Source organism: Pseudonocardia sp. Ae505_Ps2, from assembly GCF_001932425.1.
GTDB lineage: Bacteria > Actinomycetota > Actinomycetes > Mycobacteriales > Pseudonocardiaceae > Pseudonocardia.
In genome coordinates, this window is sequence record NZ_MCIP01000001.1 from 2,430,951 (window position 1) to 2,451,168 (window position 20,218).

The following is a 20,218-nucleotide window of genomic DNA, read 5'->3' on the forward strand; positions in this document are numbered from 1 at the left end:
GCCGAGAGTAGTGCGGCCCGCGCGGGTCCGCCCGCTGCGCGGTGACGGCCCGTGACCGACCCGCCACAGGATCGTTGTACGGCGCGAGGGTGGGTCCGGCTGCCCCCGGCCGGGCGCCCGCTTCTGCGAGGAGGTACGCCCGTGCTCGCTCCGGGTTCCAGCGGCGTGGTCGTCGCCGTCGCGTTGGTCGTCGTGGTCGCCGTGCTGGTCAGCCCGGCGGGACGCCGCGCCGCGGTGGCCGCGCTCGGTTCGGTCGGGCGCTGGCCGGCGTTGATCCGCGCCGAGATGCGCGGTGACGCGCCGCTGGTCGACGGGCGTGCCGACTCCGTCGACACCCTCGACTCCCTCGACACCGTGGACGACCGGCACGACGACACCACGCCCGAGATGCCGGCGGTGCGTGCCGAACCGCTGCCGACGACGTCGACGTTCCCGCAGGTGAGACTCCCGGGACGGTGATCACCGCCCGTTGTGGGGGACAGGACTGACGCCGGACCCCCGGACGCGGTAAATTTTCTTTTACCAGCGGGAACCCCCGGCTCTCCCTCGGCGTTGCACACGTGTGAGGGCCTGCCAGAGGTGGGCCCCGCACACGTCCGTCGAGGAGGATCCAGGTGCGCTCCACGAGCAACCCGGCGTTCCGCAACCTGCCTACACAGCAGCAGGGCGGCTACGCCACGTTCGACCGCTCGGGTGGCGGCATGATGGGCGGGGGCGCCGCCATGGCCGGCTCCCAGCCGTCCTACGTCGACCCGACCCAGGCCACGCAGGAGACGGGTCGCCCGATCACGGTCGACGACGTCGTCCAGAAGACCGCGATCAGCGCGGGTCTCGCGCTGGTCGCCGGCATCCTGACCGTGATGTCGGGGCTCTACATCCTGGCCCTGCCGGCGTTCCTCGTCGGCCTGGTCGTCTCGCTGATCGTCATCTTCAAGCAGAAGCCCAGCGCTCCGCTGACGCTGATCTACTCCGGCGCGATGGGTGTCGCCCTCGGCGGCATCACCGGGATGATGCAGCAGAGCCCGGCCCTGCAGGGGATCGGGATCCAGGCCGTCATCGGCACCGCCGGTGTCTTCTTCGGCATGCTGGTCGTCTACAAGACCGGTGCCGTCCGGGTCACGCCGCGCTTCACCAAGTGGATGATGGGCGCCCTGATCGGCGTCGTCGTCCTCATGCTGGCCAACCTGGTCGCGAGCTTCTTCACCGACGGTGGCTTCGGCCTCCGTGACGGCGGCCCGCTGGCCATCCTGTTCAGCATCGTCGTGATCGGTGTGGCGGCGTTCAGCCTGCTGATGGACTTCGACGCCGCGGACAACGCGGTCAAGGCCGGTGTCCCGGCGAAGTACTCCTGGTACCTCGCCTTCGGCCTCATGACCACGATCGTCTGGCTCTACATCGAGATCCTGCGCCTGCTGAGCTACCTGCGCCAGGACTGACCGGTCACCCACGACCCGGCCCGTGAGGGCCGGGTGCGGCCGGAATCGCCCCCTCCGGTCGCGCGCGCCGCGGACACCTCCGGTGTCCGCGGCGTCGTCGTGTCGGGGGTGGCCGGGCGGAGCCGGGAGTCGTAGCGTCGGTGCCGTGCCCGGGAACGACCCGGTCGTCACCGGGATCGCCGTCTTCCTGGCCATCGCCTTCGGCCCCGTGGTGCTGGTGGGGCTGTTGGTGCACCTGTCCCGGCTGGCGCGCCGGGCCGCCGCGCGGCGAGGCCGTCCGACGCCGCGCCCGATCGGGCCGCCACTGGAACGGCTCGTCGCCGACCTGCGCCGGCTCGACCGGCTGCGCCGCGGGCCGCAGCAGGCCACCCGGGTCCGGCGGCTGGCGCTGCTGGCCGCCTACGACGACGTGCTGCTCGACGTCTGCCGGGCCGTCGGCGTCGAGGACCCGCCGCTGCGCGCCCACGTCGAGATGGGTGGTACCCAGGGCGCGCTCGACGCCGACCGGGAGTTCGCCCGGTTGCGTACCGAGGCCGCGATCGAGACCACGGGTGTGCGCATCGACCCGCCCGGCCACGCGGCCTGACCTCGTCGCGCGGACGGGCCGGCCCGCGCGGGTCGGGCCGGCCCGTCCTGAGGACGCCGTGGGATCAGGCGAGGTTCTCGATCACCAGCGCCATGCCCTGGCCGCCGCCGACGCACATCGTCTCCAGCCCGTAGCGGCCGCCGGTGCTGCGCAGACCGTTCATCAGGGTCGTGGTGATCCGGGCGCCGGTCATGCCGAACGGGTGGCCCAGCGCGATCGCGCCGCCGTGCACGTTCAGCTTCGCCTCGTCGATGCCGAGGTCGCGCGCACTGGGCAGGACCTGCGCGGCGAACGCCTCGTTGATCTCGACGAGGTCGATGTCGTCGATCGTGAGGCCCGCGCGACGCAGTGCCTGCTGCGACGCCTCGACCGGGCCGTAGCCCATGATCTCCGGCGAGAGCCCGGTGACGCCGGTGGACACGACCCGTGCGAGCGGAGTGACCCCGAGCCGCTCGGCCTTGGTGTCGGACATGATCACCAGGGCGGCGGCGCCGTCGTTGAGCGGACAGGCGTTGCCCGCGGTGATCCGCCCATCCGGACGGAAGACCGGCTTGAGCTGCGAGATCTTGTCGTAGGTGGTGCCCGGACGCGGGCCGTCGTCGGTGTCGACGACCGTGCCGTCGGGCAGCGTCACCGGGGTGATCTCACGGGCGAAGAAGCCGTCGGCGATGGCCTGCTCGGCGCGGTTCTGCGACTGCACCGCGAAGCGGTCCATGTCCTCGCGCGACACGTCCTTGTACCGGGCCAGGTTCTCCGCCGTCTGCCCCATCGCGATGTAGGCGTCGGGCAGCAGGTTCTGGTCGCGGGGGTCGGTCCAGGTCTCGGCGCCCTTCTCCGCGGTCTCGGCGGTGCGGGCCTCCGCGTCGGCGAACAGCGGGTTGTGCGTGTCCGGCCAGGAGTCCGACGTGCCGCGGGAGAAGCGCGAGACGGTCTCGACGCCGGCGGAGACGAAGACGTCGCCCTCGCCCGCCTTGATCGCGTGCAGCGCCATCCGGGTCGTCTGCAGCGACGACGAGCAGTACCGGGTGATGGTGGTGCCGGGAAGCGAGTCGTAGCCGAGCTGGATCGCGACGATCCGGGCCAGATTGTTGCCCTGCTCCCCGCCGGGCAGGCCGCAGCCGAGCATCAGGTCGTCGATCTCGGCCGGGTCCAGCTGCGGGACCTGGTCGAGGGCGGCGCGGATCATCTGTACGGTCAGGTCGTCCGGGCGCATCCCGGCGAGGGAGCCCTTGTTGGCGCGGCCGATCGGGGACCGGGCCGCGGCGACGATCACGGCTTCGGGCATGGGACGTCCTCCTCCATCGCAGGTACCACTCCCATCGACCCTACTCGCCGGTAACCGATGATCGGGAGACGGCGTGACGAAACCGTCAGGGGTGCGCGGCATGCTCTCGTCCATGACGACGTGGGGAGACTTCCGGCGGGCCGAGCCCGCGTTCGCCGAGCTGTCCGAGCGGATCCTGCGGCGGGGGATCGCGCTCGTGATCGCGACGCTGCGGGCCGACGGGTCACCGCGCGTCTCCGGGATCGAGGTGGTGCTGGACGACGCGGCCGGTGACACCGAGCTCTCCTTCGGATCGATGCCGGGCGCCCGGAAGGGCTCCGACCTGCGGCGGGACCCGCGGTTCGCGCTGCACGCCGCGCCCGCCGACCAGTCCGGCGGAGATCTCGGCGACGGTGACCTGAAGGTGTCGGGCCGGGCGGTGCTGCAGGGCCCGCTCTCCGGGCCGGTCACCGGCGACGCGTTCCGCGTCGACCTGACCGAGGTCGTCTGGACCGGGCTGAACGACGCGCGGAACCGTCTCGTGGTCCGGTGGTGGACCCCGGCAGGCGGGATGCACGAGGTCTCGCGCGAGTGAACGGTGCGAGGATGCATGCATGCGTTACGTCGAGCACGTCGTCGACCTGGTCGGGAACACGCCCCTCGTCCGGCTGGGAGCGACGGCGGAGGGCATCGCCCCGCCGGTCCTGGCCAAGGTCGAGTACCTGAACCCCGGTGGATCGGTGAAGGACCGCATCGCCCTGCGGATGGTCGAGGCCGCCGAGGCCTCCGGTGAGCTGCGTCCCGGCGGCACGATCGTCGAGCCGACCTCGGGCAACACCGGCGTCGGGCTGGCGATGGTCGCCCAGCGCAAGGGCTACCACTGCGTGTTCGTGTGCCCGGACAAGGTCGGGGAGGACAAGCGCAACGTCCTCAAGGCCTACGGCGCCGAGGTCGTGGTGTGCCCGACGGCGGTCGAGCCGGACCACCCGGACTCCTACTACCAGACCTCCGACCGCCTGGTCCGCGAGATCGAGGGCGCCTGGAAGCCCAACCAGTACGCGAACCCGGCCAACCCGGAGTCGCACTACCACTCGACGGGCCCGGAGATCTGGGAGCAGACCGAGGGCCGGATCACGCACTTCGTGGCGGGGATCGGCACCGGTGGCACCATCTCGGGCATCGGGCGGTACCTCAAGGAGAAGTCGAACGGTGCCGTGCGGATCATCGGTGCCGACCCGGAGGGCTCGGTCTACTCCGGCGGGACCGGCCGTCCCTACCTGGTCGAGGGCGTCGGCGAGGACTTCTGGCCGACCACCTACGACCGCGACGTCTGCGACGAGATCGTCGCCGTCTCCGACGGCGACTCCTTCGAGATGACCCGCCGCCTCGCCCGCGAGGAGGCGCTGCTCGTCGGCGGTTCCTGCGGGATGGCGACCGTCGCCGCCCTGCGGGTGGCCGCACCGCTGCCCGCGGACGCGGTGGTCGTCGTGCTGCTGCCCGACGGCGGCCGCGGCTACCTCGGCAAGGTCTTCAACGACCGCTGGATGGCCAGCTACGGCTTCCTCCCCCCGTCGCAGGGCACGACCATCGGCGACGTGCTGCGGCGCAAGGACGGCGCACTGCCCTCGCTGGTGCACGCCCACCCCAACGAGACCGTCGCCGACGCCGCGCTCTACCTGCGCGAGTTCGGCGTCTCCCAGATGCCCGTGGTCAAGGCGGAGCCGCCGGTCATGGCGGCCGAGGTCGCCGGCTCGGTCAGCGAACGCGACCTGCTCGACGCGCTGTTCACCGGGCGGGCCAAGCTCTCGGACCGGCTCGAGGACCACATGTCCCCGCCGCTGCCGACCCTCGGCGCCGGCGAGTCGGTGCAGGACGCGATGGAGGCCTTCGCCAAGGCCGACGCCGCGTTGGTCCTGGAGGACGGCAAGCCCGCGGGCGTCGTCACCCGTTCCGACGTGATCGCCTTCCTCGGCGGCAACGCCTGATCCGGCCCGCACGGGCGCCGGGAGTAGCCTCGGCGCCCATGCAGGGCTTCTCCACGCGCGCGATCCACGCCGGCCAGGTCCCGGACCCGACGACCGGCGCGGTGACGACGTCGATCCACACCAGCTCGACCTACGCCCAGGACGGCGTCGGCGGGACCCGCGGGGGGTACGAGTACTCCCGCAGCGCCAACCCGACCAGGACCGTGCTGCAGGACCAGCTCGCCGCCCTGGAGGGCGGCCGGCACGCGCACGCGTTCGGCTCCGGGATGGGGGCGACGGACACGCTGCTGCGGGTCCTGCTGGGGCCCGGTGACCACCTGGTGATCCCGCACGACGCCTACGGCGGCACCTTCCGCCTGGTCGACAAGGTGCTGTCCGGGTTCGGTGTCGAGCACACCCCGGTCGACCTCGCCGACCACGACGCCCTGCGTGCGGCGCTGCGCCCCACGACGAAGGTCGTGTGGTGCGAGACCCCGACCAACCCGCTGCTCGGCATCGCCGACATCGCGGCGCTGGCCGGGGTGGCGCACGAGGTGGGCGCGCGGCTCGTCGTCGACAACACCTTCGCCTCGCCCTACCTGCAGACGCCGCTGGCGCTGGGCGCCGACGTCGTCGTGCACTCCACGACCAAGTACGTCGGCGGCCACTCCGACGTCGTCGGCGGCGCGCTGGTCACCGACGACGACGCGCTGTCCGAGCAGATCGCGTTCGTCCAGAACTCCACCGGCTCGGTGCCCGGCCCGTTCGACGCCTGGCTGACCCTGCGCGGTGCCAAGACCCTCGCGGTGCGCATGGAGCGCCACTGCGACAACGCCGAGCGCGTCGCCGAGATGCTCTCCGCGCACCCCGCGGTGGCCTCGGTGCTCTACCCGGGCCTGCCCGAGCACCCCGGCCACGAGGTCGCGGCCAAGCAGATGCGCCGGTTCGGCGGGATGGTGTCGTTCCTCGCCGCGGGCGGGCGCGACGCGGCGCTGCGGATCTGCGCGGGCACCCGGCTGTTCACCCTCGCCGAGTCGCTCGGCGGGATCGAGTCGCTGATCGAGCACCCCGGCGAGATGACCCACGCCTCGACCGCGGGGTCGATGCTCGAGGTGCCGGACTCGCTGATCCGGCTCTCGGTCGGCATCGAGGACGCCGACGACCTGCTCGACGACCTGCGGGCCGCACTCGACGCGGTCCGGTAGCGCCGCACGGGCTCAGCTGCGCGACTGCTCCGGCGACGGCGCGGGGGGCTGGACCACCGGCGGCGGCGGGACGACCAGGTCACCCGGGTCCACACAGCCACCGACCAGCGACCACGTGCCGTCGCCGCGGGCCTCGTAGCGGCCCGGGTCGGCGCAGCCCGCGTCGTGCACGGTCGCCACCGCGAGCGCCGCCAGTCCGGCGGCCAGCAGCAGCGGTGCCGTCGTGCGCAGACGCGTCATTCCCGAGTCCCTCCCGACACCGGGCGCGCAGGGGACGTCACGCCCGGTGAGACACCGGCGAGGTTACCCGGGGCGGTGCGAGACTGCCGGTATGGCCGCCCCCGTCATCCCCCCGGTCACCGCCGACGACGTGCTCTCCGCCCGCGAACTGCTCTCCGGTGTCGTGCGCACCACGCCCGTCGCCGGTGCCCGTGCCCTGTCCGACCTGACCGGCTCCCGGGTCGGTCTGAAGTGCGAGAACCTGCAGCGCACCGGGTCGTTCAAGATCCGCGGCGCCTACACGCGCATCGCCCGCCTCTCCGACGACGAGCGCGCGGGCGGTGTCGTCGCGGCGTCGGCCGGCAACCACGCCCAGGGCGTCGCGCTCGCCGCGCGGCTGCTGGGCGTGCGCGCCACCGTGTACATGCCCGAGCGGGCGGCGCTGCCCAAGGTCGACGCGACCCGCGGCTACGGCGCCGAGGTCGTGCTCACCGGCCGCACCGTCGACGAGGCCGTCACGGCCGCCACCGCGGCCGCCGAGCGGTCGGGCGCGGTGTTCGTGCACCCCTTCGACCACCCCGACATCATCGCCGGGCAGGGCACCGTCGGCTGCGAGATCCTCGACCAGGTCCCCGACGTCGGCACGGTGCTGATCTCCGCGGGCGGTGGTGGGCTGCTCGGTGGGACCGCCGCGGTCCTGCGCGCCGCGCGGCCGGACATCCGGATCGTCGGGGTGCAGGCCGCGGGTGCCGCGGCCTGGCCGTCGTCGCTCGCGGCGGGTGCGCCGATGCCGGTCGGCGGGATGCGCACGATGGCCGACGGGATCGCCGTCGGCCGCCCGGGTGACGTCACGTTCGCCCAGGTCAGCGCCCTGATCGACGAGATGGTCACGGTCTCGGAGGACGCGTTGTCCGCGGCGCTGCTGCACTGCCTGGAACGGGCGAAGATGCTCGTCGAGCCTGCCGGGGCCGCGTCCGTCGCCGCCCTGATGGAGCAGCCCGACCGGTGGCCGGGGCCGGTCGTCTGCGTGCTGTCCGGCGGCAACGTCGACCCGCTCGTGCTGCTGCAGGTCATCCGGCACGGCCTGGTCGCCTCGTCCCGCTACCTCACCCTGCACCTGCGGATGCCCGACCGGCCCGGCGCGCTCGCCGAGCTGCTGGCCCGGGTCGGGCGGCTCGGGGCCAACGTCACCGACGTCGCGCACTCGCGGATCAGGGGTGCGCTCGCGGTCGGGGAGGTCGACGTCGAGCTCAGCGTGGAGACGCGTGGGCCCGAGCACCGCGACGCCATCGTCGCCGACCTGCGCGAGGCAGGGCACGCGGTCGCCACGCCGTGACCTGCCCGGACACGCGAACGGGCCCGGCCGACCGGCCGGGCCCGTTCCGCGGGTGGGTGTGGATCAGCCGGTGAAGGCCTCCACCGACACCAGCGTCACCTTCATGGTCCCGCCGTCGGGCAGCTGGTACTCGCGGGTGTCACCCGGCTTCGCACCGAGCAGCGCCGCGCCGAGCGGGGAGTGCGGCGAGATGACCTGCAGGTCGCCGTGGCTGCCCTCCTCGCGGGAGCCGAGCAGGACCCGCTCGGCCTCGTCGTCGTCCTCGTAGCGGATCTCGAGCACGGTGCCGGGGGAGGCCTCGTCGGAGCTGGACGGCGCGGTGCCGACCTGGGCGGTGCGCAGCAGCTCCTGCAGCTGACGGATCCGGGCCTCCTGCTGGCCCTGCTCCTCGCGGGCGGCGTGGTAGCCGCCGTTCTCCTTCAGGTCACCCTCCTCGCGGCGGGCATTGATCTCCGCGGCGATGACGGGCCGGTTCTCGATCAACCCGTCCAGCTCGGCCTTCAGCCGGTCGTAGGCGTCCTGGGTCAGCCAGGTGGCCTGGGTGTCCGTCACCGTCATCAACTCCTCCAGGAAAGCAGGACGTGTCGCCGCCGGGACGCCTGGCGCCCGGCGGGCACACGGGGGTGGCGGCTCCGAGCAGCACGCCCCGAGTAAGGAAAAACACGACCCGCCTGCGGGTCGTGTGGGGCTCACCTTACCACGGAGCGTGCCGCTCGTCGCAGCCTTTCGGTGAACGGGTGCGGGTCCCGGAAAGTTCCCGCGGGAGAAGTATTCGCAGGTAGTGGGGTCGACGACGGCAGGGCAGCCGTACCGTCCCCGCCGGCGGCAACCGCCCGTCGCAGACCGGTCCACCGGCGGGAACAGATGGCGCCGGCGACGGCGTTGCGGATGCCGGTGCCCGTGCTCGGCGCGGTTCCTGTCGGCCCTCTCTGCCAGGATCGTCCCTGAGCACGCCTCGCCGCCCGCCGCCGGCAGACCACCGGCGCGGGACCCGAGTCCGGTGACCGTGGAGGAACCCGCCCCGATGGCTACGCAGTACACCCCGTCCGCCCCGCGCCCGGTCCAGCTGCCGGCGCCCGGCGAGCGTCCCCGGCTGATGACGGTGCACGCCCACCCCGACGACGAGTCCTCGAAGGGCGCGGCGACCACCGCCCGGTACGTCGACGAGGGGCACCAGGTCATGGTCGTGACCTGCACCGGTGGCGAGCGGGGCAGCATCCTGAACCCCGCGATGGAACGGCCGGACGTCCTGGAGAACATGACCGCGGTCCGCAGGGACGAGATGGCCCGCGCCGCCGAGATCCTCGGCGTGCAGCACGTCTGGCTCGGCTTCGTCGACTCCGGCCTGCCCGAGGGCGACCCGAAGCCCCCGCTGCCCGAGGGCTGCTTCGCCCTGGGTGACGTCGAGGAGCAGACCGCGGCACTGGTGAAGGTCATCCGTGAGTTCCGCCCGCACGTCCTCGTCACCTACGACGAGAACGGCGGCTACCCGCACCCGGACCACATCCGCACCCACGTGATCTCGATGGCCGCGTGGGAGGCCGCCGGCGACCCGGCGCGTTTCCCGGAGGCGGGCGCCCCGTGGCAGCCGCTGAAGCTCTACTACGGCCACGGCTTCTCCAAGGCCCGGCTGGAGGCCTTCCACAACGCGATCGTCGAGTCCGGCCAGGAGTCGCCGTACGCGGAGTGGCTGGAGAACTGGACCAGCGACCGGCCCGACCCCGGCACCCGGGTGACCACCAGGGTCCCGTGCTCGGACTGGTTCGGCCGGCGGGACGACGCGTTGCGCGCGCACGCCACCCAGATCGACCCGAACAGCAGGTTCTTCTTCACCCCGCTCGAGGTGCAGGCCCGGGTCTGGCCCACCGAGGACTACGAGCTGGTCCACTCCCTGGTCGACACCGAGATCCCGGAGGACGACCTGTTCGCCGGCATCCCCGTCGAGGTCGGCGGGGAGCGCCGCCGCGCCGGCTGACGGCGCGGGCCCCGCGGGTAGCCTGGCCACCGGACCGTCCCGCAGCTCCGGGACGGTGCCGGTGACCCGGGAACCGGAGTACGGAGGCGCGTGGCGGTGCAGGTCGAGAACGTGACGGCTGTGGTGAACCAGGTCGTGACGGGCCTGCTCGTCCCGATGCAGGACCGTCCCCCGCCGCCCGGGCAGCTGCCGGAGTTCGGCAACGCGGCGCCGGCCGGGCTGGCGATCGTGCTGCTCCTGCTGCTCGCGACGGTCTTCCTCATCCGCAACATGAGCAAGCGCATCACCCGCCTCCCGGAGTCCTTCGACGGCGAGGGGACCGCCGAGGGCGGATCCGACCCGGCCGCGACCGACCGGGGCGAGCCCGGAACGGCCCGCTCCTGAGTCGCCGACCCGCGGGAGCGCGGGTCAGCGCAGCAGGACCAGCCAGATCGCGACGTGGTGGCAGGCCCAGGCCAGGACCGTCGCGGTGTGGAAGAACTCGTGGTAGCCGAACGTCGCGGGCCACGGGTCGGGCCGTCGTAGCGCGTACATGACCGCGCCGACGGTGTAGAGCGCCCCGCCGGCGAGCAGCAGGACGAGTGCGGCGACCCCGCCTCCGGCCAGCAGCCCGGGCAGCACGAACACCGCGACCCACCCGAGCGCGATGTAGATCGGCACTCCCACCCAGGCCGGCGCGGTCGGCCAGGCGAGCTTGAGTGCGACCCCGGCGAGTGCCCCGCCCCAGACGACGGCGAGCACCCAGGTGGCGGTGGCCGCGGGGAGCGCCAGCACCGAGACCGGCGTGTAGGTGCCCGCGATGAACAGGAAGATCATCGAGTGGTCGAGGCGCTTCATCAGCCGTCGCCGGGCCGGGTCGGCCCAGGTGTGCCGGTGGTACAGCGCGTTGATCCCGAACAGGCCGAACGTGGTCAGCGTGTAGACGGCCGTGGCCACGGCCGCGGAGGTCCCGACGAGCGCCCCCGCGACGCTGATCAGTGCGGCGCACGCGAAGACGGAACCGACGAGGCTCCACAGGTGCAACCAGCCCCGCATACGGGGCTTGAGCGGGACGGACGGGGCGATGCTCACGCGCCCCGAGGTTACGGGTCGAGACGGCGGGGGTCCCGTCCGGCGGACGAACGCCACACGCGGGACTAGGCTCCGTGTACGTGGCCCTCCGAGACCTGCTCTACACGGTGTACGAGCGCAGGATCCTGCGTCAGATCGCCGGGACCGAGCGGCCCAGGCACGTGGCGCTCATCCTCGACGGCAACCGCCGCTGGGCGCGGGAGGCCGGCCTGGTCGACCCCGCGGAGGGGCACCGCGCCGGCGCGGCCAAGATCGCGGAGATGCTCGGCTGGTGCTCGGAGGCCGGCGTCGAGGTCGTCACGGTGTTCCTGCTGTCCACCGACAACCTGGACACCCGCTCCCCGGAGGAGCTCAAGGACCTCCTGGAGATCATCGCCGGGGTCGTCGACGACCTCTCCGGTCCGGACACGCCGTGGCGGCTGCGGGTGGTCGGCGCGATGGAGCTGTTGCCGAGCAGCCTGGCCGACCGGCTGACCGCGGCGGTCGCCCGTACCAGCGACCGCGGGGGCATCCAGCTGAACGTCGCCGTCGGCTACGGCGGCCGGCAGGAGATCGCGGACGCCGTCCGCAAGATGCTGCTGACCCAGGCGGAGGCGGGACGGACGATCGAGGAGCTCGCGGAGTCGCTCGACGTCGACCACATCGCGGAGCACCTCTACACCTCCGGTCAGCCTGACCCGGACCTCGTCATCCGGACCAGCGGTGAGCAACGTCTGTCGGGGTTCCTGCTGTGGCAGTCGGCCCATTCGGAGTTCTGGTTCTGCGAGGCCTACTGGCCCGAGTTCCGCCGCGTCGATTTCCTGCGCGCCCTGCGCGACTTCGGCGCGCGACACCGACGTTTCGGCGGATGAACTCGGATCGACCGTGGCTCCCGGTCGACTCACTCGTCATGGCTCTCTCGGAGCCCCCGACGGTCGAGGCCTCGGCCTTGGTGCTGCTGTCGTCGATGTAGGCGTCGCCACCGTGCTCACCCGCGAACGCGAGCGGGCTCAGCGCGCCGTCCTGCTCCGGCTCGGCTGGCTCCACCTGTCGGGCTGCATGATCACCGGTTGTGGAGTCCGACGTTCGCGTTGCGGACGCTCCGCTCCACAACCGGTGATCGTGTCCGGTGTCCGGTGTCCGGTGTCCGGTGTGCGTGGCCCGGTGTCCGGCACCGTCGTGCGCTCTGGAACGTGTCCGGGAGGAGGGCGGCCGGCGAGGCCGCCGGCCCGAGTACGGAGCGTGATCACGTCACTGGTGAATCAGATCGGTATCGGTGGCGTCGACACGACGGGGTGAACACGGCCGCGCGGACGCGGTGAACGGTGACCCGGCGGAATTTCGGTCACTCCGGCGGGTGCCCGGGGTGACACACGAGAATGCCCCGGAGCAGAAGCTCCGGGGCATTCTCAGATCTGCGAGGAGATCAGCCGATCGAGTCGCCGGCGCCGGCCTCCTGGCCGCAGTTGTCGGACTGGTCGGTGACCGAGTCGCCGGACTTCGCCTTGGCGTCGCCCAGGATGCCCAGGGCACCGGTGAGGCCGTTGAGGGCGGAGGCGTCCTCGACCGGGACCTGCACGCCCAGCACGTTGACCGGGATGTTGTTGTTGCAGGCCTGGATCGGCACGTTGAGGTTGTTGCCGTTCAGGCCGGCGATGAGGCCCTTGGCGTCCTTGTCGATGACGTTCTCGGCACCGTGGTGGCCGCCCTTGTGGCCGTGGTCGCCGTCCTTGTCGCCGGCGAAGGCGAGCGGGGACAGGGCGAGCAGGGACGCGGCGGAGGCCGCAACCACGATTCCAGCCTTCTTCAGCACAGTTTTCTCCTGTTGAGTCTCGAGTCCGCCCGAAGCCGGTCTCACGCGTGCCGGCACGCTGACGAGGGGGAGCCCGTACCGACTACCTGAAAAGCTACCGGTGTTATTCCGACGAAACAAATCTCGTGACCCAATCGAGGTACACTTTCACTGACGGTTCCGATACTCCCCAAATAGGTTGTTCTGGCCCCGCGCGTCCGAGCCGTCGCCGTCCGCGGATCGTGCACCCTGCGTGGCCGGATACGTCCGAACGGACGCGTCACCGGCCGCCCTCGCGGTCGTTCGGTTCCGGGCCGCCTACGCTCCGGGGGTGGACCTGCTGCACGCGACGGCGGAGCTCGCGTCGCGGCTGGACCGGCTGCGGCCGGGGGTGCTGGACGGGCCGCCGCCGTACCCGTCGATCGCCCGGCGGGTGGCCGCGGAGCCGCTCCAGGACCCGGCGGCCCTGGTCGTCACGGCCGGACGGCTGCGTGCGGAGGTCGCGGCCGCGGGACTCCCGGCCGACCGTCGCCGGTACCTGGAGGCGCTGCTGGTCGCGCTGCGGTGCCGGGCCCGGCTGCTCGCCGGCGACGACATCGGCTACCTCGAGCAGGTCCGCGACCTGTTCGGGGTGGTCCCGCGTCGTAGCGAGCTGGACGAACTGCACGAGGCGCACCGCAGGCTGGCGGCGGTGCTGCCCGGGCGCGGTCCGCTGGCCGCCCGGATGCGGGACCACCGGGCCGCCGACGTCGTCCCCGCCGACCGGCTGGCCGACGCGGTCGCCGCCGTCGTCGCGGAGCTGCGCGGCCGCACCCGCGACACGCTGGGGCTCCCGGCCGGCGAGCACGCCGACGTCGGCCTCGTCGGCGCGCGTCCCTGGACGGCGTTCACCCGCTACCGCGGCGGGCTGCACAGCCGGGTCTCGGTCGCGACGACCGGCCGGGTGCGCGCCGGGTCGCTGCTGCCGTTGCTCGCCCACGAGGTCTACCCCGGCCACCACCTGCAGTACTGCCGGGTCGAGATCGCGTCGGCGCGGCACCCGGAGCTGGCGCTGCGACTGGTCCACAGCCCGCAGGGGCTCGTCGCGGAGGGTGCGGCGGAGGCCGCCGTCGACGTGGTGCCCGGCCCCGGCTGGGGCCCGGTCGCCGAACGCGTCCTCGCGGGCGTCGGCGTGCGCCTCGACGGCCCGGCCGCCGAGCGGATCGAACGGGAGCTGGACCTGCTCGGCCGGGTCCGGCTCGACGCCGCCCTCATGCGCCACGTCGACGGCGCCGGCCCCGACGCGGTGCTCGCCCACCTGTCCCGATGGCTGCTGGTCGACGACGACCGGGCGCGGCGGATGCTCGACTTCCTCGACCATCCCCAGTGGCGCACCTACCCGGTCACCTACGCCGAGGGCGGCCCGCTCGTGCGCGCCCGGCTCGCCGCGGCCCCGGACGGTCCGGCCGCCGCGCTGGCGGCCCTGCTCGACACCCCGGTCCTGCCGTCGGATCTGGTCACCGACGGTGGCAGCGGACGCGGTCCGGATCGCGGCGGACTACCCTCGGCAGCGGTCGGATTGCTCCGTACGCCGGTCCCTGACTGAGCCGAACGGCTCGCAGCCGAACGAGGTGTCTCTACCCGACTTGACGCCGGACGGTACCGATCACACGATGAACGGCACGTTACGACTGTTCCATCAGGGGTCAACGTCGCGATCCGACGGAGCGTTGCTATTGACCGCACGAGGGTGACCACTAGTAGCGTCCATGTCGACGGGCTGTACCCGATGCGGCCCGTTCGGGAGGCCCTGGAGTGGTGTCACACGCACCCGAGAGGGCCGGCACCCGGCCCTCGCGGGCGTGCCGGCCGGAGGACCGCCATGGTCCCTCCGCGTCGTCGCGGCCCGCACCAGGGCCGGCCGGCCCGACGCAGAGCAGGTGCGGTGCCGCGCCTGCGAGGGAGCACCCGTGACCGATCGTCGTCCCGCCCTCACCGACCCGACCTCCGCACCGCAGGGGTCCGTCGGGGACGCACCGGCAGGTACCACCCGCTGCTACGTGCTTGACACGTCCGTGCTGCTGTCCGACCCGTGGTCGCTGCAGCGCTTCGACGAGCACCAGGTCGTCCTGCCGCTCGTCGTCATCAGTGAGCTGGAGGCCAAGCGTCACCACCCCGAACTGGGCTGGTTCGCCCGGACCGCGCTGCGCCAGCTCGACGAGCTGCGCGTCAGGTACGGCCGTCTCGACGCACCCGTGCCGATCGGCGAGTCCGGCGGCACGCTGCACGTCGAGCTGAACCACTCCGACCCCACGGTCCTGCCGGCCGGGTTCCGCACCGACTCCAACGACTCGCGGATCCTGGCCTGTGCGCTGAACCTGAAGGCGGACCCGTCCGTGCCGCCGGACGTCACGCTGGTCACCAAGGACATGCCGTTGCGGGTCAAGGCCGCCGCGGTCGGTCTGGACGCCGATGAGTACCACGGCCAGGACGTGCTGTTCTCGGGCTGGACCGGCATGACCGACCTGGAGGTGACCGCGGAGGACGTCGACGCGCTGTTCCGCGACGGCGTCATCGATCACGATGAGGCCCGCGACCTGCCCTGCAACACGGGGTTGCGGCTGATCGGGGCGTCGAACGCGCTCGGGCGGGTCACCGCGGACAAGCGGGTCAAGCTGGTGCGCGGGGACCGGGAGGCGTTCGGGCTGCACGGCCGTTCCGCCGAGCAGCGGATCGCGCTGGACCTGCTGCTGGACAACGAGGTCGGGATCGTGTCCCTCGGCGGACGCGCCGGGACGGGCAAGTCGGCGCTCGCGTTGTGCGCGGGCCTGGAGGCGGTGCTGGAGCGACGGCAGCACCGCAAGATCGTGGTCTTCCGGCCGCTCTACGCCGTCGGCGGACAGGATCTCGGCTACCTCCCGGGCAGCGAGGTCGAGAAGATGCAGCCCTGGGCGCAGGCCGTCTTCGACACCCTGGGGGCGATGGTCAGCCAGGACGTGATCGACGAGGTCATCGCCCGCGGCCTGCTGGAGGTCCTGCCGCTGACCCACATCCGCGGCCGGTCGCTGCACGACACGTTCGTGATCGTCGACGAGGCGCAGTCGCTGGAGCGCAACGTGCTGCTCACGGTGCTGTCCCGGCTCGGGACGGCGTCGCGCGTCGTGCTCACCCACGACGTCGCGCAGCGCGACAACCTCCGCGTCGGACGGCACGACGGCGTCAACGCCGTCATCGAGAAGCTGAAGGGCCACCCGCTGTTCGCGCACGTCACGCTGACCCGCAGTGAGCGCTCGCCGATCGCCGCGCTGGTCACCGAGATGCTGGAGGGACCCAACTCCTGACGACGGCACACGGCCCCCGTCGGCAGCCGCCGACGGGGGCCGTGGTGTGTCTCAGTCGAACAGGTCCGGGTCGGTACGCACGACCTCGTCCCACAGCGGCTGGTAGGAGAACCAGCCGGCGTAGGGCGTGCCGGTCTGCTCGGCGGTGAACCGCGCGTTGGCGTGGTCGACGAGCGTCGGCGTCCCCGCGGCCTCGGCCAGCAGCTGGGCCTGGCAGTTGCGCTCGGTCGAGATGAACCACCAGGCGGCCTCGGCGACCGTCTCGCCGACGGAGAAGATCCCGTGGTTCTGGTGGAAGACCATCCGCCGGCCGGTCAGACCGCGGGCCAGGGCCCGGCCCGCCTCCGGGTCGAGCACGACCGCGCCGGCACCCTCGTGGACGACGCCGTGGTTCTCGTAGAGGGCGCAGGCGTCCTGGGTGATGGGGTCCAGCGGCCGGCCCAGCGACGACCACGCCTTGCCGTACACCGAGTGGGCGTGCGCGGCCGCGACGACGTGCGGGTGCGCCTCGTGGACGGCCGAGTGGATGACGAACCCGGCCTGGTTCACCGGGCGGTTCCCGTGCCGGACCGTGCCGTGGTGGTCGACCATGATCAGGTCCGAGACCCGGATGTGCCGGAAGCTCATGCCGAACGGGTTGACCCAGAACATGTCCGGGTCCTCCGGGTCGCGCACGGTGATGTGCCCGGCGACGCCCTCGCCGAAGCCGAAGCGGCCGAAGATCCGGAACGCCCCCGCGAGCTGCTGCTTGCGGTGCAGGCGCTCCTCGGCGGAGGTGGCGAACGTCGGTGGGACCGGCAGACCGCCGGTACCGCCGCCGCCGAGGGCGGCGGTACCGGAGCTGCTGGTGGTGGTGTCCTGCGTGGGGGCGGCCATGACCCGACCGTGCGCCGGATCACGCGCCGGGTCAAGGGGTGGCTCAGAGGCCGTGCGGGGTGCCCTCGGTGAACCCGGCGGTGGTCTGCACCCCGACGACGGAACGCTCGTGCAGCTCGTCGACCGAGCGGGCGCCGGCGTAGGTGCACGCGGAGCGGACGCCCGAGCAGATCTCGTCGAGCACGTCCTCCACACCGGGGCGGTCCGGGTCCAGCCGCTGACGCGAGGACGAGATGCCCTCCTCGAACAGCGCCTTGCGGGCCCGGTCGAACGCGTTGTCGCCCCGGGTGCGTGCGCTGACCGCGCGCTTGGACGCCATCCCGAACGACTCCTTGTACGCGCGGCCGTGCTCGTCGCGCAGCAGGTCTCCGGGGGACTCGTAGGTGCCCGCCAGCCAGGAGCCGATCATCACCGACGCCGCGCCGGCGGCCAGGGCGAGTGCCACGTCGCGCGGGTGGCGCACCCCGCCGTCGGCCCAGATCACGGCGCCGCGCTCGCGGGCCGCGGCGGCGCACTCGGCGACCGCGGAGAACTGTGGGCGCCCCACGCCGGTCATCATCCGGGTCGTGCACATCGCGCCGGGGCCGACTCCGACCTTGACGATGTCGGCGCCCGCCTCGACCAGGTCGGCGACACCCTCGGCGGTGACCACGTTGCCGGCGGCGACCGGGACCGTGGCCCCGGCCTCGTCGACCACACGGCGGACCGCGCCGAGCGCGTCGGCCATCTTCTCCTGGTGGCCGTGCGCGGTGTCGACGACGAGCACGTCCACCCCGGCGTCGAGCAGGGCCTTCGCCTTCACCGCGACGTCGCCGTTGATGCCGATCGCGGCCGCGGTGCGCAGCCGGCCGGCGCCGTCGAGGGCGGGGGAGTAGATCCCGGCGCGGATCGCGCCGAGCGGGGTGTGCAGGCCGGCGAGGCGGCCGTCGCCGTCGAGGCCGAGCGCGACGGCCTTGCGGCGGGTGTCGAGCTGCTCGAACACCTCGCGCGGCTCGGTGCCCAGCGGCAGCGCCAGCGGGTCCGGATCGAGGACGTCGGCGAGGCGGGTGAAGCGGTCCACCCCGGCGCAGTGCGCCTCGGACACGGTGCCGACCGGGCGGCCGCCGTCGTCGACGACCACGACGGCGTCGTGGGCCCGCTTGGGCAGCAGGTTCAGCGCGTCGGCGACCGCGTCGGAGGTGCGCAGCACCAGCGGGGTGTCCCACACCGGGTGCCGGGACTTGATCCAGGACACGATCTCGGCGACGGCATCGGTCGCCACGTCCTGCGGGAGCACGGTCAGCGCGCCGCGCCGGGCGAGCGTCTCGGCCATCCGACGTCCGGCGACGGCGGTCATGTTCGCCGCCACCACGGGCACCGTGGCCCCGGAACGGTCCGGGGCGGTGAGGTCCACGTCGAAGCGGGACGTCACGGTGGAACGGCGTGGGACGAGGAAGACGTCGTCGTAGGTCAGGTCGTGCTCGGGCCGGCGGTCGTCGAGGAAGCGCACGGTATCGAGACTGTACGCCTCCTCGATACACCCGACCGGCTCTCGCGGAGGTTGATCGGTCACTCATAGGGTTCGCCCCGCGCCGGCGGGTGATCGGCGTCCGAGAAAGGCGCGGATGCTCGACCCGAACAATCACCGTGGTTCTTTCGGCGAAGCGTACGTACGCGTGCTTGCCGCCGCCGCCGGGCTCACCGTCTACAAGGACGAGCTCGATCGGGACGGCATCGATCTCGGTGTGCGCATGCCGGCTCCCGGCCCCGGGTTCGCCCGCGCGGTCGAGATGCAGATCAAGACCACGGCGTCGCCGTCGTGGGGGGCCGGTTGCCTGACCTTCAGGGGTCTCGACCGCAAGAGCTTCAACCGGTTGGCCGGGGACCGGTTCCAGGTGGCGCGTTACCTGGTCGTGGTCGTCGTCCCTCGTGACACGGACCGGTTCTCGGACATGTTCACCTCAGGGCTGCTGCTTCGGACGATCGGGTATGTGACGTCGCTCCGCGACCGGACACTCTTCGCCGACGAGCAGGGTAGGGCCGGAACCACGGTCCGGTTGCCGCTGGCCAACGTTCTGACCCCCGATTCGCTCCGTCGACTCGTCGAGCTGGACCCGGTGGTCGCACGGTGACCGACGATCCGAGTGTCGACCAGCTCGCCGACTACCTGCGTGGAACCGGATGGACCGACACCGGGCTGGCATGGAGGGGAGCCGGCATCTGGGCCCTCGATGGTCTGGAAGTGCTGTTGCCAGGGTCCTCCGGGGTCGGGGACTTCCCGCAGCGGGTGTCGGAGCTGCTCCGGACCGTGGCACGGGCCGAGGGGCGCCTTGTCGATGACGTACGACGCGCACTGCGTCATCCCACCGTCGACGAGATCACCGTCCGCCGGAAAAGCACACTGACGATATCCGAGGGCGCATCCGCGCTCCAGGGGCTGCGCAGCTTCGTCCGGGAGTCGGCTCGGGCCGTCTCCGAGGGTCCGCACCTGCGATTCCCGAAGGGGGAGCCCCGACCGGTCCGTGATCTCCTCGATGCGGTCGATCTCGGTCCCGGACCACGGGACCTGCCCGGGTTCTCCTTGTTCTTCGACACTCGGGAACGCCCCGACAGGTCCAGCCATCGGGCCGTGTCGCTGCAGGTGCGTAACGCGGCCCGTGCGCTGGCCGAGACAGTGGGAAACCGCGGCGCCTCGTTCGAGGACGTGGCCCTACAGGGCGTCTCCCTGGAGTGTTGCTCGGCTCTCGCGAGGCTGGCGGGGGAGGACGACGACGCTTTCGAGTTCAGCTTCCGGTGGGCGATACGGACACCGGAGCAGGACCGGCCCGTTGCATCCGCGCGAGTCGAGAAGGTCGGCTTCGCGGCCGGAGCGGGCGAGGGGCTCAGAAAAGGGATGAGACGGCTGTCCAGGTCGGGAGTCAGCGGTCCGGCGACGGCCGCGGGCATGGTGGACGGTCTGCACGACGAGCCGGGATCGGACGACCGGTGGCGAGCGCGACTGTCGGGAGAGGTCGCACCGGCGCACGGTGCCCGGCGGGGCCGCACGATCTGGGTCCGGTTCCCGGACCAGTCCACCTATGAGCGCGTCGTGCGCCGCTACGACCGGTCCCGACCGGTCCAGGTTCGCGGTGAGCTGACCACCAGAGACGGCCGGATCGAGCTGATGGTCGACAACAGCGGGGGCGCGTCGTGACACATTGCGGAATCGGAGGATGT

General features: G+C 72.6%; 21 protein-coding genes. 14 read left to right on the forward strand and 7 right to left on the reverse strand.

The window, feature by feature from the left end; genetic code table 11:
• Positions 1-141: 141 nt before the first annotated feature.
• The 3 genes from Ae505Ps2_RS11675 to Ae505Ps2_RS11685 all read left to right on the forward strand — a co-directional run bounded on the left by Ae505Ps2_RS11675 (position 142) and on the right by Ae505Ps2_RS11685 (position 2,022).
• Positions 142-459 (forward strand): hypothetical protein, encoded by a 318-nt coding sequence (locus tag Ae505Ps2_RS11675; protein WP_139318814.1) that lies wholly within the window; start codon positions 142-144, stop codon positions 457-459.
• 155 nt (positions 460-614) lie between these two features.
• Complete coding sequence (locus tag Ae505Ps2_RS11680) at positions 615-1,436, forward strand: Bax inhibitor-1/YccA family protein (protein WP_075308279.1); 822 nt, start codon at positions 615-617, stop codon at positions 1,434-1,436.
• A gap of 145 nt (positions 1,437-1,581) precedes the next feature.
• Positions 1,582-2,022, forward strand: a complete 441-nt coding sequence (locus Ae505Ps2_RS11685; protein ID WP_075308277.1) for a hypothetical protein — start codon at positions 1,582-1,584, stop codon at positions 2,020-2,022.
• 64 nt (positions 2,023-2,086) lie between these two features.
• Here Ae505Ps2_RS11685 and Ae505Ps2_RS11690 read toward each other — a convergent pair whose 3' ends face one another.
• Positions 2,087-3,307, reverse strand: coding sequence for an acetyl-CoA C-acetyltransferase (locus Ae505Ps2_RS11690; RefSeq protein ID WP_020621954.1), 1,221 nt, complete (start codon positions 3,305-3,307; stop codon positions 2,087-2,089).
• A 112-nt stretch (positions 3,308-3,419) separates the two neighbouring features.
• Here Ae505Ps2_RS11690 and Ae505Ps2_RS11695 point away from each other — a divergent pair, with 112 nt between their 5' ends.
• Genes Ae505Ps2_RS11695 through Ae505Ps2_RS11705 form a run of 3 tightly spaced genes read left to right on the forward strand, consistent with a single transcriptional unit; the run spans position 3,420 to position 6,455 of the window.
• Entirely contained in the window at positions 3,420-3,881 is a 462-nt protein-coding gene (locus tag Ae505Ps2_RS11695; protein WP_043276228.1) for a pyridoxamine 5'-phosphate oxidase family protein, read from the forward strand.
• Positions 3,882-3,900: 19 nt separating this feature from the next.
• On the forward strand, positions 3,901-5,271 hold the full coding sequence (locus tag Ae505Ps2_RS11700) for a cystathionine beta-synthase (RefSeq protein WP_075553617.1): 1,371 nt from the start codon (positions 3,901-3,903) through the stop codon (positions 5,269-5,271).
• Between the two features lie 38 nt (positions 5,272-5,309).
• Entirely contained in the window at positions 5,310-6,455 is a 1,146-nt protein-coding gene (locus tag Ae505Ps2_RS11705) for a cystathionine gamma-synthase (RefSeq protein ID WP_075308273.1), read from the forward strand.
• 12 nt (positions 6,456-6,467) lie between these two features.
• Here Ae505Ps2_RS11705 and Ae505Ps2_RS11710 read toward each other — a convergent pair whose 3' ends face one another.
• Positions 6,468-6,695: a hypothetical protein gene (locus Ae505Ps2_RS11710; protein ID WP_020621958.1), complete on the reverse strand. Its 228-nt coding sequence runs from the start codon at positions 6,693-6,695 to the stop codon at positions 6,468-6,470.
• 91 nt (positions 6,696-6,786) lie between these two features.
• On the opposite strand from Ae505Ps2_RS11710, the gene ilvA reads away from it, so the two are divergent.
• A complete protein-coding gene (gene ilvA, locus Ae505Ps2_RS11715) occupies positions 6,787-8,010 on the forward strand; it encodes a threonine ammonia-lyase (RefSeq protein WP_075308271.1) in 1,224 nt (407 codons plus the stop codon).
• A gap of 63 nt (positions 8,011-8,073) precedes the next feature.
• Here the strand turns inward: ilvA and greA are convergent, their stop codons facing one another.
• Positions 8,074-8,562, reverse strand: a complete 489-nt coding sequence (gene greA, locus Ae505Ps2_RS11720) for a transcription elongation factor GreA (protein ID WP_170917035.1) — start codon at positions 8,560-8,562, stop codon at positions 8,074-8,076.
• 544 nt (positions 8,563-9,106) lie between these two features.
• Between greA and mca the strand changes: the two genes are divergently transcribed.
• Positions 9,107-9,985 carry a mycothiol conjugate amidase Mca gene (mca, locus tag Ae505Ps2_RS11725; protein WP_075312374.1) on the forward strand — a complete coding sequence of 293 codons (879 nt, stop codon included), beginning with the start codon at positions 9,107-9,109 and terminating at the stop codon, positions 9,983-9,985.
• A gap of 90 nt (positions 9,986-10,075) precedes the next feature.
• On the forward strand, positions 10,076-10,369 hold the full coding sequence (locus tag Ae505Ps2_RS11730; RefSeq protein WP_139318813.1) for a hypothetical protein: 294 nt from the start codon (positions 10,076-10,078) through the stop codon (positions 10,367-10,369).
• 24 nt (positions 10,370-10,393) lie between these two features.
• On the opposite strand, the gene Ae505Ps2_RS11735 is transcribed toward Ae505Ps2_RS11730, so the two are convergent.
• Positions 10,394-11,020: a hemolysin III family protein gene (locus tag Ae505Ps2_RS11735; protein WP_075554216.1), complete on the reverse strand. Its 627-nt coding sequence runs from the start codon at positions 11,018-11,020 to the stop codon at positions 10,394-10,396.
• Between the two features lie 116 nt (positions 11,021-11,136).
• On the opposite strand from Ae505Ps2_RS11735, the gene Ae505Ps2_RS11740 reads away from it, so the two are divergent.
• Positions 11,137-11,907, forward strand: a complete 771-nt coding sequence (locus Ae505Ps2_RS11740) for an isoprenyl transferase (RefSeq protein ID WP_075312368.1) — start codon at positions 11,137-11,139, stop codon at positions 11,905-11,907.
• 554 nt (positions 11,908-12,461) lie between these two features.
• Here the strand turns inward: Ae505Ps2_RS11740 and Ae505Ps2_RS11745 are convergent.
• Positions 12,462-12,848, reverse strand: coding sequence for a hypothetical protein (locus tag Ae505Ps2_RS11745; protein ID WP_020624483.1), 387 nt, complete (start codon positions 12,846-12,848; stop codon positions 12,462-12,464).
• Between the two features lie 310 nt (positions 12,849-13,158).
• Here Ae505Ps2_RS11745 and Ae505Ps2_RS11750 point away from each other — a divergent pair, with 310 nt between their 5' ends.
• Positions 13,159-14,412, forward strand: coding sequence for a hypothetical protein (locus Ae505Ps2_RS11750; RefSeq protein WP_075312364.1), 1,254 nt, complete (start codon positions 13,159-13,161; stop codon positions 14,410-14,412).
• A 454-nt stretch (positions 14,413-14,866) separates the two neighbouring features.
• On the forward strand, positions 14,867-16,147 hold the full coding sequence (locus tag Ae505Ps2_RS11755; protein ID WP_043278933.1) for a PhoH family protein: 1,281 nt from the start codon (positions 14,867-14,869) through the stop codon (positions 16,145-16,147).
• Between the two features lie 51 nt (positions 16,148-16,198).
• Here Ae505Ps2_RS11755 and Ae505Ps2_RS11760 read toward each other — a convergent pair whose 3' ends face one another.
• Complete coding sequence (locus Ae505Ps2_RS11760) at positions 16,199-17,023, reverse strand: class II aldolase/adducin family protein (protein WP_020624480.1); 825 nt, start codon at positions 17,021-17,023, stop codon at positions 16,199-16,201.
• Between the two features lie 43 nt (positions 17,024-17,066).
• A complete protein-coding gene (locus Ae505Ps2_RS11765; protein ID WP_075308267.1) occupies positions 17,067-18,512 on the reverse strand; it encodes a GuaB1 family IMP dehydrogenase-related protein in 1,446 nt (481 codons plus the stop codon).
• 115 nt (positions 18,513-18,627) lie between these two features.
• Here Ae505Ps2_RS11765 and Ae505Ps2_RS11770 point away from each other — a divergent pair, with 115 nt between their 5' ends.
• The gene (locus Ae505Ps2_RS11770; RefSeq protein WP_075308265.1) at positions 18,628-19,134 is read left to right on the forward strand and encodes a DUF4365 domain-containing protein; all 507 of its coding nucleotides are present in this window, start codon (positions 18,628-18,630) and stop codon (positions 19,132-19,134) included.
• Complete coding sequence (locus Ae505Ps2_RS11775; protein ID WP_075308263.1) at positions 19,131-20,195, forward strand: hypothetical protein; 1,065 nt, start codon at positions 19,131-19,133, stop codon at positions 20,193-20,195. The genes Ae505Ps2_RS11770 and Ae505Ps2_RS11775 overlap by 4 nt, the downstream gene beginning before the upstream one ends.
• Positions 20,196-20,218: the final 23 nt, after the last annotated feature.

Excerpts from the sequence above, each read along its gene's own strand:
- Ae505Ps2_RS11690 (WP_020621954.1), bottom strand. The coding sequence starts at position 3,307 with ATGCCCGAAGCCGTGATCGTCGCCGCGGCCCGGTCCCCGATCGGCCGC.
- Ae505Ps2_RS11695 (WP_043276228.1), top strand. The coding sequence starts at position 3,420 with ATGACGACGTGGGGAGACTTCCGGCGGGCCGAGCCCGCGTTCGCCGAG.
- Ae505Ps2_RS11700 (WP_075553617.1), top strand. The coding sequence starts at position 3,901 with ATGCGTTACGTCGAGCACGTCGTCGACCTGGTCGGGAACACGCCCCTC.
- Ae505Ps2_RS11705 (WP_075308273.1), top strand. The coding sequence starts at position 5,310 with ATGCAGGGCTTCTCCACGCGCGCGATCCACGCCGGCCAGGTCCCGGAC.
- Ae505Ps2_RS11710 (WP_020621958.1), bottom strand. The coding sequence starts at position 6,695 with ATGACGCGTCTGCGCACGACGGCACCGCTGCTGCTGGCCGCCGGACTG.
- ilvA (WP_075308271.1), top strand. The coding sequence starts at position 6,787 with ATGGCCGCCCCCGTCATCCCCCCGGTCACCGCCGACGACGTGCTCTCC.
- mca (WP_075312374.1), top strand. The coding sequence starts at position 9,107 with ATGACGGTGCACGCCCACCCCGACGACGAGTCCTCGAAGGGCGCGGCG.
- Ae505Ps2_RS11735 (WP_075554216.1), bottom strand. The coding sequence starts at position 11,020 with ATGCGGGGCTGGTTGCACCTGTGGAGCCTCGTCGGTTCCGTCTTCGCG.
- Ae505Ps2_RS11760 (WP_020624480.1), bottom strand. The coding sequence starts at position 17,023 with ATGGCCGCCCCCACGCAGGACACCACCACCAGCAGCTCCGGTACCGCC.
- Ae505Ps2_RS11770 (WP_075308265.1), top strand. The coding sequence starts at position 18,628 with ATGCTCGACCCGAACAATCACCGTGGTTCTTTCGGCGAAGCGTACGTA.